Genomic DNA, 13049 nt, shown 5'->3' with positions numbered 1-13049 from the left:
CTCCTTCGGTTCTCGTCGGCACGTCGCTGTGCCTGTCCACATTCGACCATAAGCCTGCGGCGGGACGCGCGTGCCATGATGTCGGCCATGGACATCACGTCTCGTGTCGAGTTCGCTGCCGGGGTCGAGGAGGTCTTCGCGATGATGACCGATCGCGCCTACCTCGAGGAGGTGTGTGCGGCCACCCACGCGCGCTCGTTCGAGGCGGAGGTGACCGGCACCACCACCCGGACCTCGCGCAAGCTCCCCGCCCCCGACGTGGCCGCCAAGTTCGTCGGTCCCGAGATCACCGTCCTGGACGAGACGAACTGGGGCCCGGCCGACGCGAACGGCAACCGGACCGGGCGGGTGACGATGAGCATCCCCGGCCAGCCGGTCACCATGAAGGGCGCCATCGAGCTGTCGGCCGGTGGACCCGGCACCATCGCCCAGCTCACCGGAGATCTGAAGGTGGCGATCCCGTTGCTGGGCAAGAAGATGGAGCAGTCCGCCGCTCCGGCCATCCTCGCCGGCTTCCGCACCCAGCAGCGGGTCGGCGACGCCTGGCTCACCAGGAGCTGAACCCCCCTCAGGCCGATCCCAGCGAGCACGACCATCAGACGGAGTGCGAGCGGACGGGATCGCCCCCCGGCGTGCTGAGGAGGAGACAGGCGAGGCGCTTTTTCCTCGTCTGTCGACGACGAAGAAGCCGGGACCCAGGGGCGATCCCAGCGAGCACGACCATCAAGACATGTGGGGGTAGCCGTGGGTGGTCGGCGGCACCAGGGTCTCCTTGATCGAGCGCGGGCTGGCCCAGCGGATCAGGTTCCACATCGAACCGGCCTTGTCGTTGGTGCCCGAGGCCCGCGCCCCACCGAAGGGCTGCTGCCCGACCACCGCGCCGGTCGGCTTGTCGTTGAGGTAGAAGTTGCCGGCGGTGAACCGCAGCCGCTCCTGCGCCCGGGCCAGCGCGGCGCGGTCGTCGCCGATGACCGCCCCCGTCAGCCCGTACGGCGCCGCGGTGTCGACCTCGGTCATCACGGTCTCGAAGTCGCCGTCCTCGTAGACGTACACACCGAGGATCGGGCCGAAGTACTCGGTGGTGAAGATCTCGTTGCGGGGGTCGTCGCTGACGATGACGGACGGCCGGACGAACCAGCCGACGCTGTCGTCGACCGTGCCGCCGGCGACGACCTGCGTGCTGCTCGCGGCCCGGGCCCGCTCCAGCGCGTCGCGGTGCTTGGCGAAGGCGCGGCCGTCGATCACCGCCGAGGTGAAGTTGGTGAAGTCGCGGACGTCGCCGACGGGCAGCGCGTCGGTCTGCTCGATCAGGTCAGCGGAGATCGTGTTCCAGAGCGAGCGCGGCACGTACGCCCGCGACGACGCCGAGCACTTCTGCCCGGAGTACTCGAACGAGCCGCGGATCATCGCCGTCCGGAGGACGTCGGGGTCCGCGCTCGGGTGGGCCAGGATGAAGTCCTTGCCACCGGTCTCGCCCACGATCCGCGGGTAGGACCGGTAGTCGGTCAGGTGCTCGCCGATGGTGCGCCACAGGTGCTGGAAGGTAGCGGTCGACCCGGTGAAGTGCAGCCCCGCGAAGTCGGGATGGCGCAGCGCGACGTCGGACACCGCGATCCCGTCGCCGGGCAGCAGGTTGATCACGCCCGGCGGCAGCCCGGCCGCCTCGAGGATCGCGTACGTGTGGTGGGCGGCCAGCTGCTGGGTCGGACTCGGCTTCCACAGCACCGTGTTGCCCATCAGGGCCGGCGCCGTGGCCAGGTTGCCGCCGATCGCGGTGAAGTTGAACGGCGAGACCGCGTACACGAAGCCGTCCAGCGGTCGGTAGTCGGTGCGGTTCCAGACCCCCGGTGAGGAGATCGGCTGGTCGGCCAGGATCTGCCGCGCGAAGGCCACGTTGAAGCGCAGGAAGTCGATCAGCTCGCACGCGGCGTCGATCTCGGCCTGCTGCACGGTCTTGCCCTGACCCAGCATGGTCGCGGCGTTGAGGGTGTCCCGCCACGGTCCGGCCAGCAGGTCGGCCGCTCGCAGGAAGATCGCGGCCCGGTCGTCGAAGTCCATCGCCGCCCAGCCGGGGGCCGCTGCGGTCGCGGCGGCGATCGCGGCCTCGGCATCGGCGGCGGTGCTGTGGTGCGCGGTCCCGAGCACGTGGGCGTGCTCCGACGGCATCGTGACCTCGAAGGCCTCGCCCCCGCCGTCGCGGTGCGCGCCGCCGATCACAGCGGTCAGCTCGACCGGCCCGGCCGCGGCCATCGCCGCCAGCTCGGCCTCGATGCCCGCGCGCTCGGGTGAACCGGGCGCGTACCCGCGAACCGGTTCGTTGACGGGGGCGGGCACGGCGGTGATGGCGTCCATGCGTTTCAGGCTAGTGACTGGTCCTGCCGGCGGATAGGGCGCCCGTCGGGGCCTAACCGGTGTTGCGCAGGCCGGCGGCGATGCCGTTGATGGTCAGCAGCAGTGCCCGCTGCAGGTCGGAGTCCTGCGGTCCGTCGTCGGGCAGGTTGCGGGCCCGGGCCAGCAGGGAGGTCTGCAGGGCGTGCAGCGGGGCCAGGTAGGAGTCACGCAGCTCGAGGCTGCGACGCAGCACCGGGGACGACTCCAGCAGCTGCTGCTGCCCGGTCACCGCCAGCACCTCGGTCACGGTGCGCTCGTGCTCGGCCTCGATGATCGCGAACAGACCGGCCGAGTCCTCCGGCACGAGGGTGCGGACGTAGCGGGCGGCGATGGCGAGATCGGTCTTGGCCAGGGCCATCTGCACGTTGGACAGGAAGGTCTGGAAGAACGGCCAGGAGCCGTACATCTGCTGCAGCACCTCGCCGCGTCCGGCCTCACGCGCCGCGGCCAGCCCGCTGCCGACCCCGAACCAGCCGGGCAGGATGATCCGCGACTGGGTCCAGCCGAACACCCACGGGATCGCCCGCAGGTCGTCCAGTCCGCCCTCACCACCGGGCCGCTTCGCCGGCCGCGAGCCGATGTTCATCTTGCCGAGCTCGTTGACCGGGGTGGCCGCGATGAAGAACGGCACCAGCGCCGGGTCGCGGACCAGCCGTCGGTAGGCCACCTGGCCCTCGCCGGCGACGACGTCCATGGTGGTGTTCCACCCCGACAGCACCTCGGCCGGCAGCAGCGAGCGTCGGTGCAGCACCGACGCCTCCAGCGTGGCGGCCAGACCGACCTCGAGGTTCCACCGGCCGAGTCCGGGCAGCGTGTACTTCCCCGAGATCACCTCGCCCTGCTCGGTGATCTTGATCGGCCCGTCCAGGCTGCCGTTGGGCTGCGCCATCACCGCCTGGCCGGTCGGACCCCCGCCCCGGCCCACCGACCCACCGCGGCCGTGGAAGAGCCGCAGCACCACCCCGTGCCGGCGGGCGATGTCGCGCAGACCCCGCTGGGCTCGATGCACCTGCCACTGCGAGGCGGCGATGCCGGCGTCCTTGGAGGAGTCGGAGTAGCCGAGCATGATCTCCTGCACGTCGCCGCGCGCGGTCACCACCCGCCGGTACGCCGGATCGGACAGCATCGCCTCCAGCAGCGGACCGGCGGCCTCCAGCTCGGCCACGGTCTCGAACAGCGGCGCGAAGCCGATCCGTGCCGACGCAGGCGTCGACTCGCTGCCCAGGTCCACCAGCCCGGCCTCGCGGGCCAGCACCACCACGGCGTACACGTCGTCGACGTCGTGGGTCATCGAGACGATGTAGGTCTCGATCACGTCGGGACCGTATGCGTCGAGGGCGGCGCGGATGGAGGCCAGCAGGTCCAACGACGCGGCGGCGGGGTCGGGCAGGTCGAACCGGTTGGACCCGAGCAGCGGACGCCGGGAGGCCATCTCCTTCGACAGCACGGCGATCCGGTCCGGCCGGTCCAGGTCGGCGTACGGGGTCTCGAGGTCACCGAGCCGGTCGTAGAGCGCGGCCAGCGCGGCGTGGTGCTTGCCGCTGTGCTCGCGGACGTCGAGGGTGGCCAGACCCAGGCCCATCGCCGTCGCCGTCCGGATCAGCCGCAGGATCGCGCCGTTGGCCGTCAGCAGGTCGCCGCCGGCGATCATCGAGTCCCGGACCAGACTGAGGTCGCCGAGCAGCTCGTCCAGCGACAGGTAGTCCCGGCCCGGCTCGTGCGGCGTGCCGTCGGCCAGCCGGTCGCGGGTGCGCTGCAGCCGGATCCGGGCGTAGGTCAGCTTCAGCCGGTACGGCTCCTCGGCGTTGTAGCGCGCCGTGGCCGCGTGGGTGATCGGCAGGGCCTCGGCGTCCGCCTCGAGGCTGGCCACCAGCTCCTCGGTCACCGCGACGACGCGGGTGGAGGCGCTCATCTCCGTCAGCAGGTCCTCGATACCGGCGATCAGCGTCCGCAGACCGAAGTCGTGCTGCAGGGCGAGCACGTCCAGGGTGACCGCCGGAGTGACGTTGGGGTTGCCGTCCCGGTCACCGCCGGCCCAGCTGCCGAACCGCAGCGGCCGGGCCGCCGCCGGCAGCTCGACGTCGATCGTCGCGAGCACCCGGTCCAGCTCCTCCAGCAGGTCCGGCACGACCTCTGACGCGAGCGACTGCAGGTAGTAGGTGGCGATCCTCGCCTCGTCCTTGGGCTCCGGTCGCACGATGCGGAGCTCGTCGGTCTGCCAGAGCAGGTCCACCAGCTCGGCCAGGCGTCGCTCCAGGTGCGGCTTCTGCCCCGGCGGGCGCTGCGGGTCCTCCAGAGCGGAGACGACGTCGGCGATCTTGCGCAGCAGCTCCAGCACCGAGCGTCGGCTGGCTTCGGTGGGGTGCGCGGTGAAGACCGGCCGGTACTCCAGCCGGCTGAGCACGTCGGCGATCAGGTCCCGGTCGATGGTCCCCCGGTCCAGGGCCTCACCCATGCGCCGGGCGGTGGCCGCCAGGGGCCCCTCCTGCGCGGCGGCGATCTCGCGCCACCGGTGCAGCTGCTCGGTGATGTTCACGAGCTGGAAGTACGCGGTGAAGGCCCGGGCGAGACGGACCGCTGTGGCGTCGTCGACGCCCTCCAGCTCGGCGTGCAGCTCGTCGTCGCGGTGCTCGCGGGACAGCCGGCGGATCCGCTCCACCTGGGCGAGCAGCTCGGGACCCTCGTGCCGGGTCAGCGCCTCGCCGAGCAGCTGGCCGAGCTGCTTCACCGAGGCCCGCAGGGCGGCGTGCTGGCTGTCGGAGGACACCCCGCCGGCGTACTCCGCCACATCCGGGACCCGGCGTTCCGCCTCGACCAGCTGGTCGAGGGTCGGCTCGGGCGTGCTGAGGTCGACCTGGGCGCCACTCTGCTGCGTCATGGGCACAGTCTGACGGCAGTTTGTGACAGCCCTGTTGCACGTCCGCGAGGTGACGTGACCCGGTCTGTCAACCTGTGGTTGACACCACCTCCATGTCAACCTAAGGTTGACACATGACTCGTCAGCCGATGTGGCGTCCCAGCCCGAGCACCTCGATGAGCTCCGGGATCACGCTGATCGTCGTCGCCATCGCGGCCATCACGCTGTCGCGCTCCTTCGACGGCTTCGTCCAGGGGCTGCTCAGTGGGGCCGGCATCGCCCTGACCCTGATCGGGGTGGCCGCGCTGTCTCCTCTGCTGCGTCGTTCGAGCAGGCGCACGTCGGGGCCGGGGAACGGATCGACGACAGCCCGAGCGGGTTCCTGGACGCCCGACGCGTCGACCTCACCCGCCGATCGGACCGCCGGGGACAGTGCGTCCGACCAGGACGAGCCGGACCGGGGTTGGTTGCCGAGTCGGGACAGTCGCCCGTGACGTCGTTCCGCGACGACCTCGCCGAGGGCCTGGGCGCCGCCATCCTGGCGTCCGGGGGGCGGGAGGCGGATCCGCTGGGGGTGGTCTCCCGGGTGGTCGAGGCCGAGGACGTCGTCCGGGATCTGCTGCGCCAGTCCGTGCTGGCCGCCCGGGCCGCCGGCTGCAGCTGGGCTGCCATCGGCGCCGAGCTCGGGATGAGCCGTCAGGCCGCTCAGCAGCGGTTCGGTGGGACGGCCGCCGGCGCTCCCACCGACGACCACGAACGGTGGCTCGGCCCGGTGACCGCCTTCGACGAGCTGCCGGAGCTGGCGCTGGCCGGGCGCCTCGGCTGGCACACGGTCGAGGCCGGGATGCTGAAGCACCGGATGGTCCGGACCGACACCCAGTGGGAGCACAAGCGCGTGGTCTGGCCGGGATCGCCGGCCCGCAACGGACGGGACGGCTGGCAGATCGGCTGCCGCGCCTTCCCCTGGGTCTACCTGATCCGCGACACCGGCCTGCCGGCCGAGCCCGAACCCGTGCGCTGAGTCCGCACGACCGCCGCGCTACACCGCCTTGGACTCCGCCGCCGCCTCACGCCGCTTCTTCGCCGCCTCGACCGAGGCGCGCAGCGCCGCCACCAGGTCGACGACCTCGGCCTGCTCCTGCACCTCGGGCTCGGCCTCCAGCGGCACGCCGTCGGCCTTGCTCCGCACGAGCGTCTCCAGCGCCTCGCGGTAGGAGTCGCGATACTCCTCCGGCTCGAAGTCCCCCGACAGCGCGTCGATGAACGACTGCGCCATGGTCACCTCGGCGTCGGAGACCGTGACCTCGGCCGGCGGCGCCGCGAAGCCGCCGTCGCGGAGCTCGTCGGGCCACAGCATGGTGTGCATCAGCAGCACGTCGTCCTTGGGCCGGATGAGGGCGAGTGACTCCCGGGACCGCAGCGCCACCTTGACCAGCGCCGACTTGGCCGACTTGGTCAAGGCGTCACGCAGCAGCACGTACGGCTTGATGCCGGGTCCGTCCGCCTGCAGGAAGTAGGTCTTGGCGAAGTACGTCGGGTCGACGTCCTCCTCGGCCACGAACTGCACGACCTCGACGGCCTTGGTCGTGGTCAGCGGCAGGTCGTCGAAGTCCTCGGACGTGAGGATGACCATCCGGCCGTCGGGCAGCTCGTAGCCCTTGGCGATCTCCGCGAACGGGATCTCCTTGTCGCACTTCTCGCAGACCCGCTTGTACTTGATCCGGCCCCCGTCCTCGGGGTGCACCTGCCGGAAGCTGATGTCCTTCTCCTCGGTCGCCGAGTACAGCTTGATCGGGATGGTGACCAGACCGAAGGAGATGGCGCCTTTCCAGATGGACCGTGGCATGCCCTGAGTCTGCCCGATCCCACCGACAGTCGTCATGCGGTTGCCGCGGGTGCCGTCGACCCCGGGTCCCACCCGAGCGTACGACCCGACTGACCAGCGCGCCCAGGGTGCGGTGGCGGGATCGTCTTCCGGGGCGCCGGCTGCACCGTCTCGCCGGTCCTGCACCGGCTACAGCAGGTGCAGGGCAGGGAAGCGGGTGCAGGGCCGGGAAGCGGGTGCAGGGGGTGGGCTCTCGGCGGTCAGGTCGGGGCGGGGAGGGCGTCGAGCTCGTCGGGGGCGTACCAGAGCAGGTCGTACGACTCCTGCAGCGCCTCGACAGCGGGGGCGCTGAGCGCCGCCGCCAGATCGCTTCCCCGGACGGCTGCCCGAGCGGCGAGCACCGCGGACGCCGCGGCACCCTCGTCGGCGAACAGCGAACGGACCGCGACCCAGTCCAGCTGGGCCACCGTCACCGCCCCGAGGTCATCACCGTCGGCCACGTCCCGGTCGACGGCCAGCACGATCCTGGTCGGGGCGGTGTCGTCGAGGGTCAGGGCGGCGACACCGGCGTGGTTGAGGGCGACGTAGTCCGCTTCCTCGTCGTCGAGCCGAGCCTCGCTCAGCCAGGTCCGCAGACCCGGACCCGCGGCGTAACCGACGAGATCTCGCGCCGAGCCGACAGTCCGCAGCTGGCGAGCGGCGTCCAGGGTCAGGGGGACGAAGACGGTCATGACTCGTCGCCGGCCGATGCTGCCGGCGCGGCGGACGCTGGGGGTGGCGGGTTCGTCGCGGGCGGTTCGCCCGGTGCCTCCGTCGCGGGAGTCTGCTGAGCAGGGGTCCGCCGGGCCGGGGTCCGCTGGGCCGGCGTCTTCGTGGCCGCCGCCCTGGTCGCCTTGGTCCGCGGCGTCGGGGTCTTCTTCGCGGCCAGGGCCCTCGTCGCGGACGCCGTCCGCGCGGGTGCCGCCTTCGTCGCCGCGGGTGCCTTCTTGGTCGCGGGCGCCTTTTTCGTCGCGGGCGCCTTCGTCGTCGCGGGCGCCTTCGTCGGCGCGGGCGCCTTCGTCGCAGCCGCCTTCGTGGTCGCCGACGCCTTCTTCGTCGCAGCCGCGTTCTTCACCGCGGGCGCCTTCTTGGTCGCCGGCGCCTTCGTGGTCGCAGGTGCCTTGTTCGCTGCCGCCGGATCAGCCGTCGTCGCGGCAGACGACGCCGCAGGCCCCGACGTCTTCGGGGCGTGCTTCCGCGCGGCCGACGTCGGCTTCGCCGCGGTGGTCCCCGCCACGCTCTTCCCGGCCGGGCTCTTCTCGGCTGGGCTCTTCTCGGGCGCGCTCTTCTCGGCCGACGGGGTTCTCGTCACCGGCGCAGCCGCGCCCGAGGACGTCCCGGAGCTCGGCGCGGCCGGCGAGGTCGGGTCCTGCGTCTGCAGCTTGCGCGCCGTGGACGTCGCCGGCGTCGGGCGCTTGGCCGCCGGCGTACGCGTGGCGTTGGTGCCCAGCTCGACCGCCCGGGTGGCCAGGTTCCGCATCGCGGCCCGCCGCTGACCTGACCCGCGCCGGGCTTCCTGCCGGGCCGCCGCCTTCGAGGCGGCCGCCTTCTTGGCCGCCGCCGACGCCTTGCGGGTGGGCTGGCGCAGCGCCCGGGCCCGGACGGTGGTGTCGAGCAGCTCCTCCACGGCGTCCTCCAGGCACTGGGCCAGCACGTCGAGGTCGGGCACCGCGTCCCGATCGGCGGTCAGCCCGAAGAACACCTGCCCGTCGTAGGAGGTGACGCCGACGGCCAGCAGATGACCGGCCCCCAGCGGAAGCACCGGGTAGCTGGCGACGAGGCGCTCGCCCGCCGCGTAGAGGGTGAGCTGCGGGCCCGGCACGTTGGTGACCAGCACGTCGTGCTGGCGACGGAGCACGTCGCTGGACACCCGGACCCCGAGGGCGTGCAGCGTGGTCGGGGCGAAGCCAGCGATGTCGGACAGCGCCCGCGCGTCCACGGCCCGGCCGGTGTCCTTGTGCGCCTGCGTCGCGTACGCCACCTGGTGCAGGCGCATCAGGGCGTTCTGCTCGCCGATCGGCAACGGCTGCAGGTGCGGAGCGACCTGGCTCCCGAGCGAGCTCGGCTCGCCGTCGTCCTCGGTCACGCTCATCGGCACCAGGGCCGTCAGCTCACGCCCGTTGGGCACCGACTCACCCCTGGTCAGCAACCACGAGCGCAGCGCCCCGGTGACCGCCGCCAGGATCACGTCGTTGATCGTGTGGTCGTGCTCGTCGCGGACGGCCTTGAGCTCGGCCAGGGACACCGAGACCAGGGCGACCCGGCGCTGTTCGGAGACCACCCCGACCAGTGGCGACTTCGTGCGCGGCCGACTCCCCAGCAACGCGTCCTCGACCAGCTCGACGACGGTCGACCCGACCCCACCGACCGCCTCACCGACGGCCACCGCGACCCCGAGAGCACTCGTCGCGGCCCCCTGGATGTTCTGCAGGGCCAGCATCGGGTCGTTGGCGCTCTCCCAGAGGGCACCGGCGACCAGCTCGGCCGCTCCCGGTTCCGGCACCGGCCGCCAGGCCTCCGGCGTCGCCAGCTCGGGCTCGGACCGGGAGTCGAGCAGCACCTGGCCGATGTCGACGTTGTCCACCCCGTCCACCAGGGTGAGATGGGTCTTGGCGACCACGGCGAACCGGTCGCCCTCCAGTCCCTCGACCACGTACATCTCCCACAGCGGTTTGGAGCGGTCCATCCGCCGCGCCACGACACGGCCCACGAACTCCCGCAGCTGCTCCATCGTCCCGGGCCGCGGCAGGGCCGAGCGACGGACGTGGAAGGTCAGGTCGAAGCTCTCGTCGTCCACCCACACCGGCGCAGCCAACCGAGCCGGCACGTCGCGGAACCGCTGGCGGTAGCGCGGCACGAAGGCGATCCGCTCGCGGATCAGCCCGATCAACCGCTCGTAGTCGAGACCGTCGGGCCGAGAGTCGAAGATGTCGACTGTCGCGACGTGTGCCGGCGCGTGCGCGGTGTCCAGGACGAGCAGGGACACCTCCAGCGGCGTCAGTCGCTGCGGCATCGCCAATCCCCTCCGTCGCGGTGTCCCGCGCGCTGTCTCACGCGGATGTCCCGCGCGTTCTCTGCGGCCTGGTCCGCTCACCCACCCTACCGAGGTGCGACAGATCACCAACGGCCCCACCGCTGCGTCCGGCGACGGCTGGAACACTGGCCGTGACGTACCCCCGAGAAAGGACTCGTCGTGCCACCCGCCGCCCGCTCCCCCCGCCGCCGCTCCCTCGCCGCCGCCGCTCTCGTCGTCTGCCTGGGCCTGGCCGCCTGCGGTGGGCCTACCGAACCCGGGTCGACTCCGTCCAGCTCGTCGACCGGCGCCACCGCGACGCCGTCGGCCACGACTCCCAGTCCCGCCACCGCGTCCACGCCCGCGGCCGACCCCGGGTCCGCGACGCCGTCGGCCGACACCGCCGACCGGGTCGTCGTCGACATCACCATCGCCGACGGGAAGGTGAGTCCGAGCGGGGAGAAGGTGGACGTCGCCGTGGGGCAGGAGGTGCAGCTGAACGTCACCAGCGACGTCGACGACGAGATCCACGCGCACACCGACTCCGCCGACGGCTACGCCCTCGAGGTCAAGGCCGGTGTGCCGACCACGGGCCGGTTCAGCGTCACCTCTGCCGGCAGCTTCGAGGTCGAGTCCCACGACCTCGAGAAGATCATCGTGATCTTGAACGTACGGTGACCGCACCGCCGGTGCTCCTGCCGCTGATCCCTCTGCACGGTCTCGCCTCCCGGCACGATCTGCCGCTGCCGTTCGGCTTCGTGCTGGTCGGTGCCGCCGCCGCCCTGGCGATCACCTTCGGCGTCCTGCTGCTGGCCTGGCGGCGACCGAGGTTCGGCGCCGATCCCGGCGTCCCGGTGCCCCGGATCCAAGCGGTGGTGGACAACCGCGTCGTGCGCACGGTGGGCCGGGTGCTGGTGCTGGCCCTGTTCGCCTGGGTCGGGCTGGCCGTGGCCATCGGTCCCGACCAGCTCACCAACCCGGTCTTCGGCTTCGTGTTCGTCTGGCTGTGGGTCGGGGCGGTCCCGCTGTCGTTGATCATGGGACCCGTCTGGCGGGTGGTCAACCCGCTGCGGACGGTGCACCTGGTCCTGTGCCGGTTGGCGCGCACCGACACCGATCGGGGCCTGGTCGAGCTCCCTCGCTCGTTCGGCGTCTGGCCGGCCGCCCTGTCCCTGTTCGCCTTCGCCTGGCTCGAGCTCGTCCAACCCGACCGGACGACCCTGTCCGTGCTCCGGGTCTGGGTGCTGGCCTGGTCGGTGATCATGATCATCGGTGCGGTCGTCGCCGGTCGCCGGTGGATCGGTGCGGCCGACCCCTTCGAGGCGTACGCCACCACGGTCTCCAGGCTCTCGCCCTGGCGGCGGTCCGTCGACGGCGGTCTGCGGTTCGTCAACCCCCTGGCCGGTCTGAGTGCGGCTGCGCTGCCGGCCGGAACCGTCGGCGTGGTCGCGGTGCTGCTCGGCAGCACCGCGTTCGACAGCTTCGCGAACCTCAGCTGGTGGATCCAGACCGTGCAGGACTCCGACCTGTCTCCGGTTCTGTGGGAGACCGCCGGCCTGGTGACCATGATCATGATCGTGGCGCTCACCTTCACCGCGTCTGCGGCCTGGATGGCACGCTCCCCCGGTCGAGAGGCGTCCCGGCTCCGTCCGCAGGACACCGTACGGGCGATGGCCGGTTCGCCGGTGCCGATCGTCGTCGGCTACGCCGTCGCCCACTACGCCACCTTGCTGGTCGTGGAGGGGCAGCGGGTGGCGGTGAACCTGTCCGATCCGCTGGGACGAGGCTGGAACGTGTTCGGGACCGCCGACCTGGCCGTCAGCACCGCGGTCTTCACCCACCCGACGGGAGTGGCCGTCCTGCAGCTGGTGGCGATCGTCGTCGGTCACCTGATGGGCATCGTCGTCGCCCACGAGAGGGCGGTCAGTCTGCTGGCCCCGACCGCGGCCCTGCGGGGTCAGTGGCCGATGCTGGTGGTGATGGTCGGTTACACCTGTGCCGGTCTGGTGCTGCTGTTCTCCCCGTGAGCCTGCGCCGAGATTGTCCATACATTAGTAGGTCCAGGTGATTCGGCCTACGATGGCGCCATGAGCGAGCCAAGCGCTACCCGTGAGCTCGACATCACGCTCGAGCGCAACTCCCCCGTGCCGCTCTACTACCAGCTCGCCCAGTCGATCGAGCGGGCCATCAACGACGGCGTGCTGGCACCCGGCGACCGGCTGGAGAACGAGCTGTCGCTGACCACCCGACTCGGCCTGTCCCGGCCCACCGCCCGGCAGGCGATCCAGGAGCTGGTCAACAAGGGGCTGCTGGTCCGCAAGCGGGGGGTGGGCACCCAGGTCGTCCGGTCCCAGTTCAGTCGGGACGAGCGCCTGACCAGCCTCAACGCCGATCTGGTGCAGGCCGGCAAGGTGCCCAGCACCCAGCTCCTCGGCTTCACTGTCGGCCCGCTGGATCCCGACGTCGCCTCGGCCCTGGACGCCGCCGAGATCACCGACCAGGAGTTCATCCGGGTCCGGCGGCTCCGGCTCGCCGACGAGGTGCCCCTGGCGATCCTCACCAATTACCTGCCGGCCAGCTTCGAGCTGTCCCGGGAGGCGCTCGAGCACCGCAGTCTCTACGCGACGCTCCAGTCGCTGGGCGTCAACCTCAAGATCGCCCACCAGCGGATCTCCGCCCGACTGATGACCGACGACGAGGCCGAGCTGCTGGACGAGGAGGTGCCGTCGGCCTGTCTGACCGTCGACCGGATCACCTACGACGACACCGGCCGGTTCGTGGAGTTCGGCCGCCACGTCTACCGGGCGGCGCAGTACAGCATCCAGTCGAACCTGATGGTCTGACGCCGCTGCAGCGCGAAACCGGAGGACGGCGACCGACGGCAGCTGGTCCCGGAAGACTGCCGGAGGCAGAGCCGGGGCCTC

General features: G+C 71.8%; 11 protein-coding genes. 6 read left to right on the top strand and 5 right to left on the bottom strand.

The genetic code is table 11. The features are described from left to right. Positions 1-87 precede the first annotated feature (87 nt). Positions 88-561, top strand: a complete 474-nt coding sequence (locus ABD714_RS05095; RefSeq protein WP_344811176.1) for a DUF2505 domain-containing protein — start codon at positions 88-90, stop codon at positions 559-561. Between the two features lie 162 nt (positions 562-723). Here the strand turns inward: ABD714_RS05095 and pruA are convergent, their stop codons facing one another. Further along, positions 724-2352 carry an L-glutamate gamma-semialdehyde dehydrogenase gene (gene pruA, locus ABD714_RS05090; protein WP_344811175.1) on the bottom strand — a complete coding sequence of 543 codons (1629 nt, stop codon included), beginning with the start codon at positions 2350-2352 and terminating at the stop codon, positions 724-726. A 52-nt stretch (positions 2353-2404) separates the two neighbouring features. Next, on the bottom strand, positions 2405-5269 hold the full coding sequence (ppc, locus tag ABD714_RS05085) for a phosphoenolpyruvate carboxylase (protein WP_344811174.1): 2865 nt from the start codon (positions 5267-5269) through the stop codon (positions 2405-2407). A gap of 113 nt (positions 5270-5382) precedes the next feature. Between ppc and ABD714_RS05080 the strand changes: the two genes are divergently transcribed. Continuing rightward, on the top strand, positions 5383-5742 hold the full coding sequence (locus tag ABD714_RS05080; protein ID WP_344811173.1) for a hypothetical protein: 360 nt from the start codon (positions 5383-5385) through the stop codon (positions 5740-5742). Then, a complete protein-coding gene (locus ABD714_RS05075) occupies positions 5739-6269 on the top strand; it encodes a hypothetical protein (RefSeq protein ID WP_344811172.1) in 531 nt (176 codons plus the stop codon). Before ABD714_RS05080 ends, ABD714_RS05075 begins: the two co-directional genes overlap by 4 nt. Positions 6270-6287: 18 nt before the next feature. On the opposite strand, the gene ku is transcribed toward ABD714_RS05075, so the two are convergent. The 3 genes from ku to ABD714_RS05060 all read right to left on the bottom strand — a co-directional run bounded on the left by ku (position 6288) and on the right by ABD714_RS05060 (position 10125). Further along, positions 6288-7094 carry a non-homologous end joining protein Ku gene (gene ku, locus ABD714_RS05070; RefSeq protein ID WP_344811171.1) on the bottom strand — a complete coding sequence of 269 codons (807 nt, stop codon included), beginning with the start codon at positions 7092-7094 and terminating at the stop codon, positions 6288-6290. Between the two features lie 239 nt (positions 7095-7333). Further along, positions 7334-7804, bottom strand: coding sequence for a DUF6912 family protein (locus ABD714_RS05065; protein WP_344811170.1), 471 nt, complete (start codon positions 7802-7804; stop codon positions 7334-7336). Beyond that, positions 7801-10125 (bottom strand): wax ester/triacylglycerol synthase family O-acyltransferase, encoded by a 2325-nt coding sequence (locus ABD714_RS05060; RefSeq protein ID WP_344811169.1) that lies wholly within the window; start codon positions 10123-10125, stop codon positions 7801-7803. The genes ABD714_RS05065 and ABD714_RS05060 overlap by 4 nt, the downstream gene beginning before the upstream one ends. Before the next feature lie 180 nt (positions 10126-10305). Between ABD714_RS05060 and ABD714_RS05055 the strand changes: the two genes are divergently transcribed. Genes ABD714_RS05055 through ABD714_RS05045 form a run of 3 tightly spaced genes read left to right on the top strand, consistent with a single transcriptional unit; the run spans position 10306 to position 12968 of the window. Beyond that, positions 10306-10803, top strand: coding sequence for a hypothetical protein (locus ABD714_RS05055; protein ID WP_344811168.1), 498 nt, complete (start codon positions 10306-10308; stop codon positions 10801-10803). Continuing rightward, positions 10800-12152, top strand: coding sequence for a hypothetical protein (locus ABD714_RS05050; RefSeq protein WP_344811167.1), 1353 nt, complete (start codon positions 10800-10802; stop codon positions 12150-12152). Before ABD714_RS05055 ends, ABD714_RS05050 begins: the two co-directional genes overlap by 4 nt. Positions 12153-12212: 60 nt before the next feature. Next, positions 12213-12968: a GntR family transcriptional regulator gene (locus ABD714_RS05045; protein ID WP_344811166.1), complete on the top strand. Its 756-nt coding sequence runs from the start codon at positions 12213-12215 to the stop codon at positions 12966-12968. Positions 12969-13049 lie beyond the last annotated feature (81 nt).

The sequence above is a fragment of the Microlunatus aurantiacus genome (assembly GCF_039536605.1).
Taxonomy (GTDB): Bacteria; Actinomycetota; Actinomycetes; order Propionibacteriales; family Propionibacteriaceae; genus Microlunatus; species Microlunatus aurantiacus.
The sequence above is the reverse complement of the archived record's forward strand: the minus strand, read 5'-3'. Positions and strand labels throughout refer to the sequence as shown.

Excerpts from the sequence above, each read along its gene's own strand:
- ppc (WP_344811174.1), bottom strand. The coding sequence starts at position 5,269 with ATGACGCAGCAGAGTGGCGCCCAGGTCGACCTCAGCACGCCCGAGCCG.
- ABD714_RS05080 (WP_344811173.1), top strand. The coding sequence starts at position 5,383 with ATGACTCGTCAGCCGATGTGGCGTCCCAGCCCGAGCACCTCGATGAGC.
- ABD714_RS05060 (WP_344811169.1), bottom strand. The coding sequence starts at position 10,125 with ATGCCGCAGCGACTGACGCCGCTGGAGGTGTCCCTGCTCGTCCTGGAC.
- ABD714_RS05065 (WP_344811170.1), bottom strand. The coding sequence starts at position 7,804 with ATGACCGTCTTCGTCCCCCTGACCCTGGACGCCGCTCGCCAGCTGCGG.
- pruA (WP_344811175.1), bottom strand. The coding sequence starts at position 2,352 with ATGGACGCCATCACCGCCGTGCCCGCCCCCGTCAACGAACCGGTTCGC.
- ABD714_RS05095 (WP_344811176.1), top strand. The coding sequence starts at position 88 with ATGGACATCACGTCTCGTGTCGAGTTCGCTGCCGGGGTCGAGGAGGTC.
- ku (WP_344811171.1), bottom strand. The coding sequence starts at position 7,094 with ATGCCACGGTCCATCTGGAAAGGCGCCATCTCCTTCGGTCTGGTCACC.
- ABD714_RS05045 (WP_344811166.1), top strand. The coding sequence starts at position 12,213 with ATGAGCGAGCCAAGCGCTACCCGTGAGCTCGACATCACGCTCGAGCGC.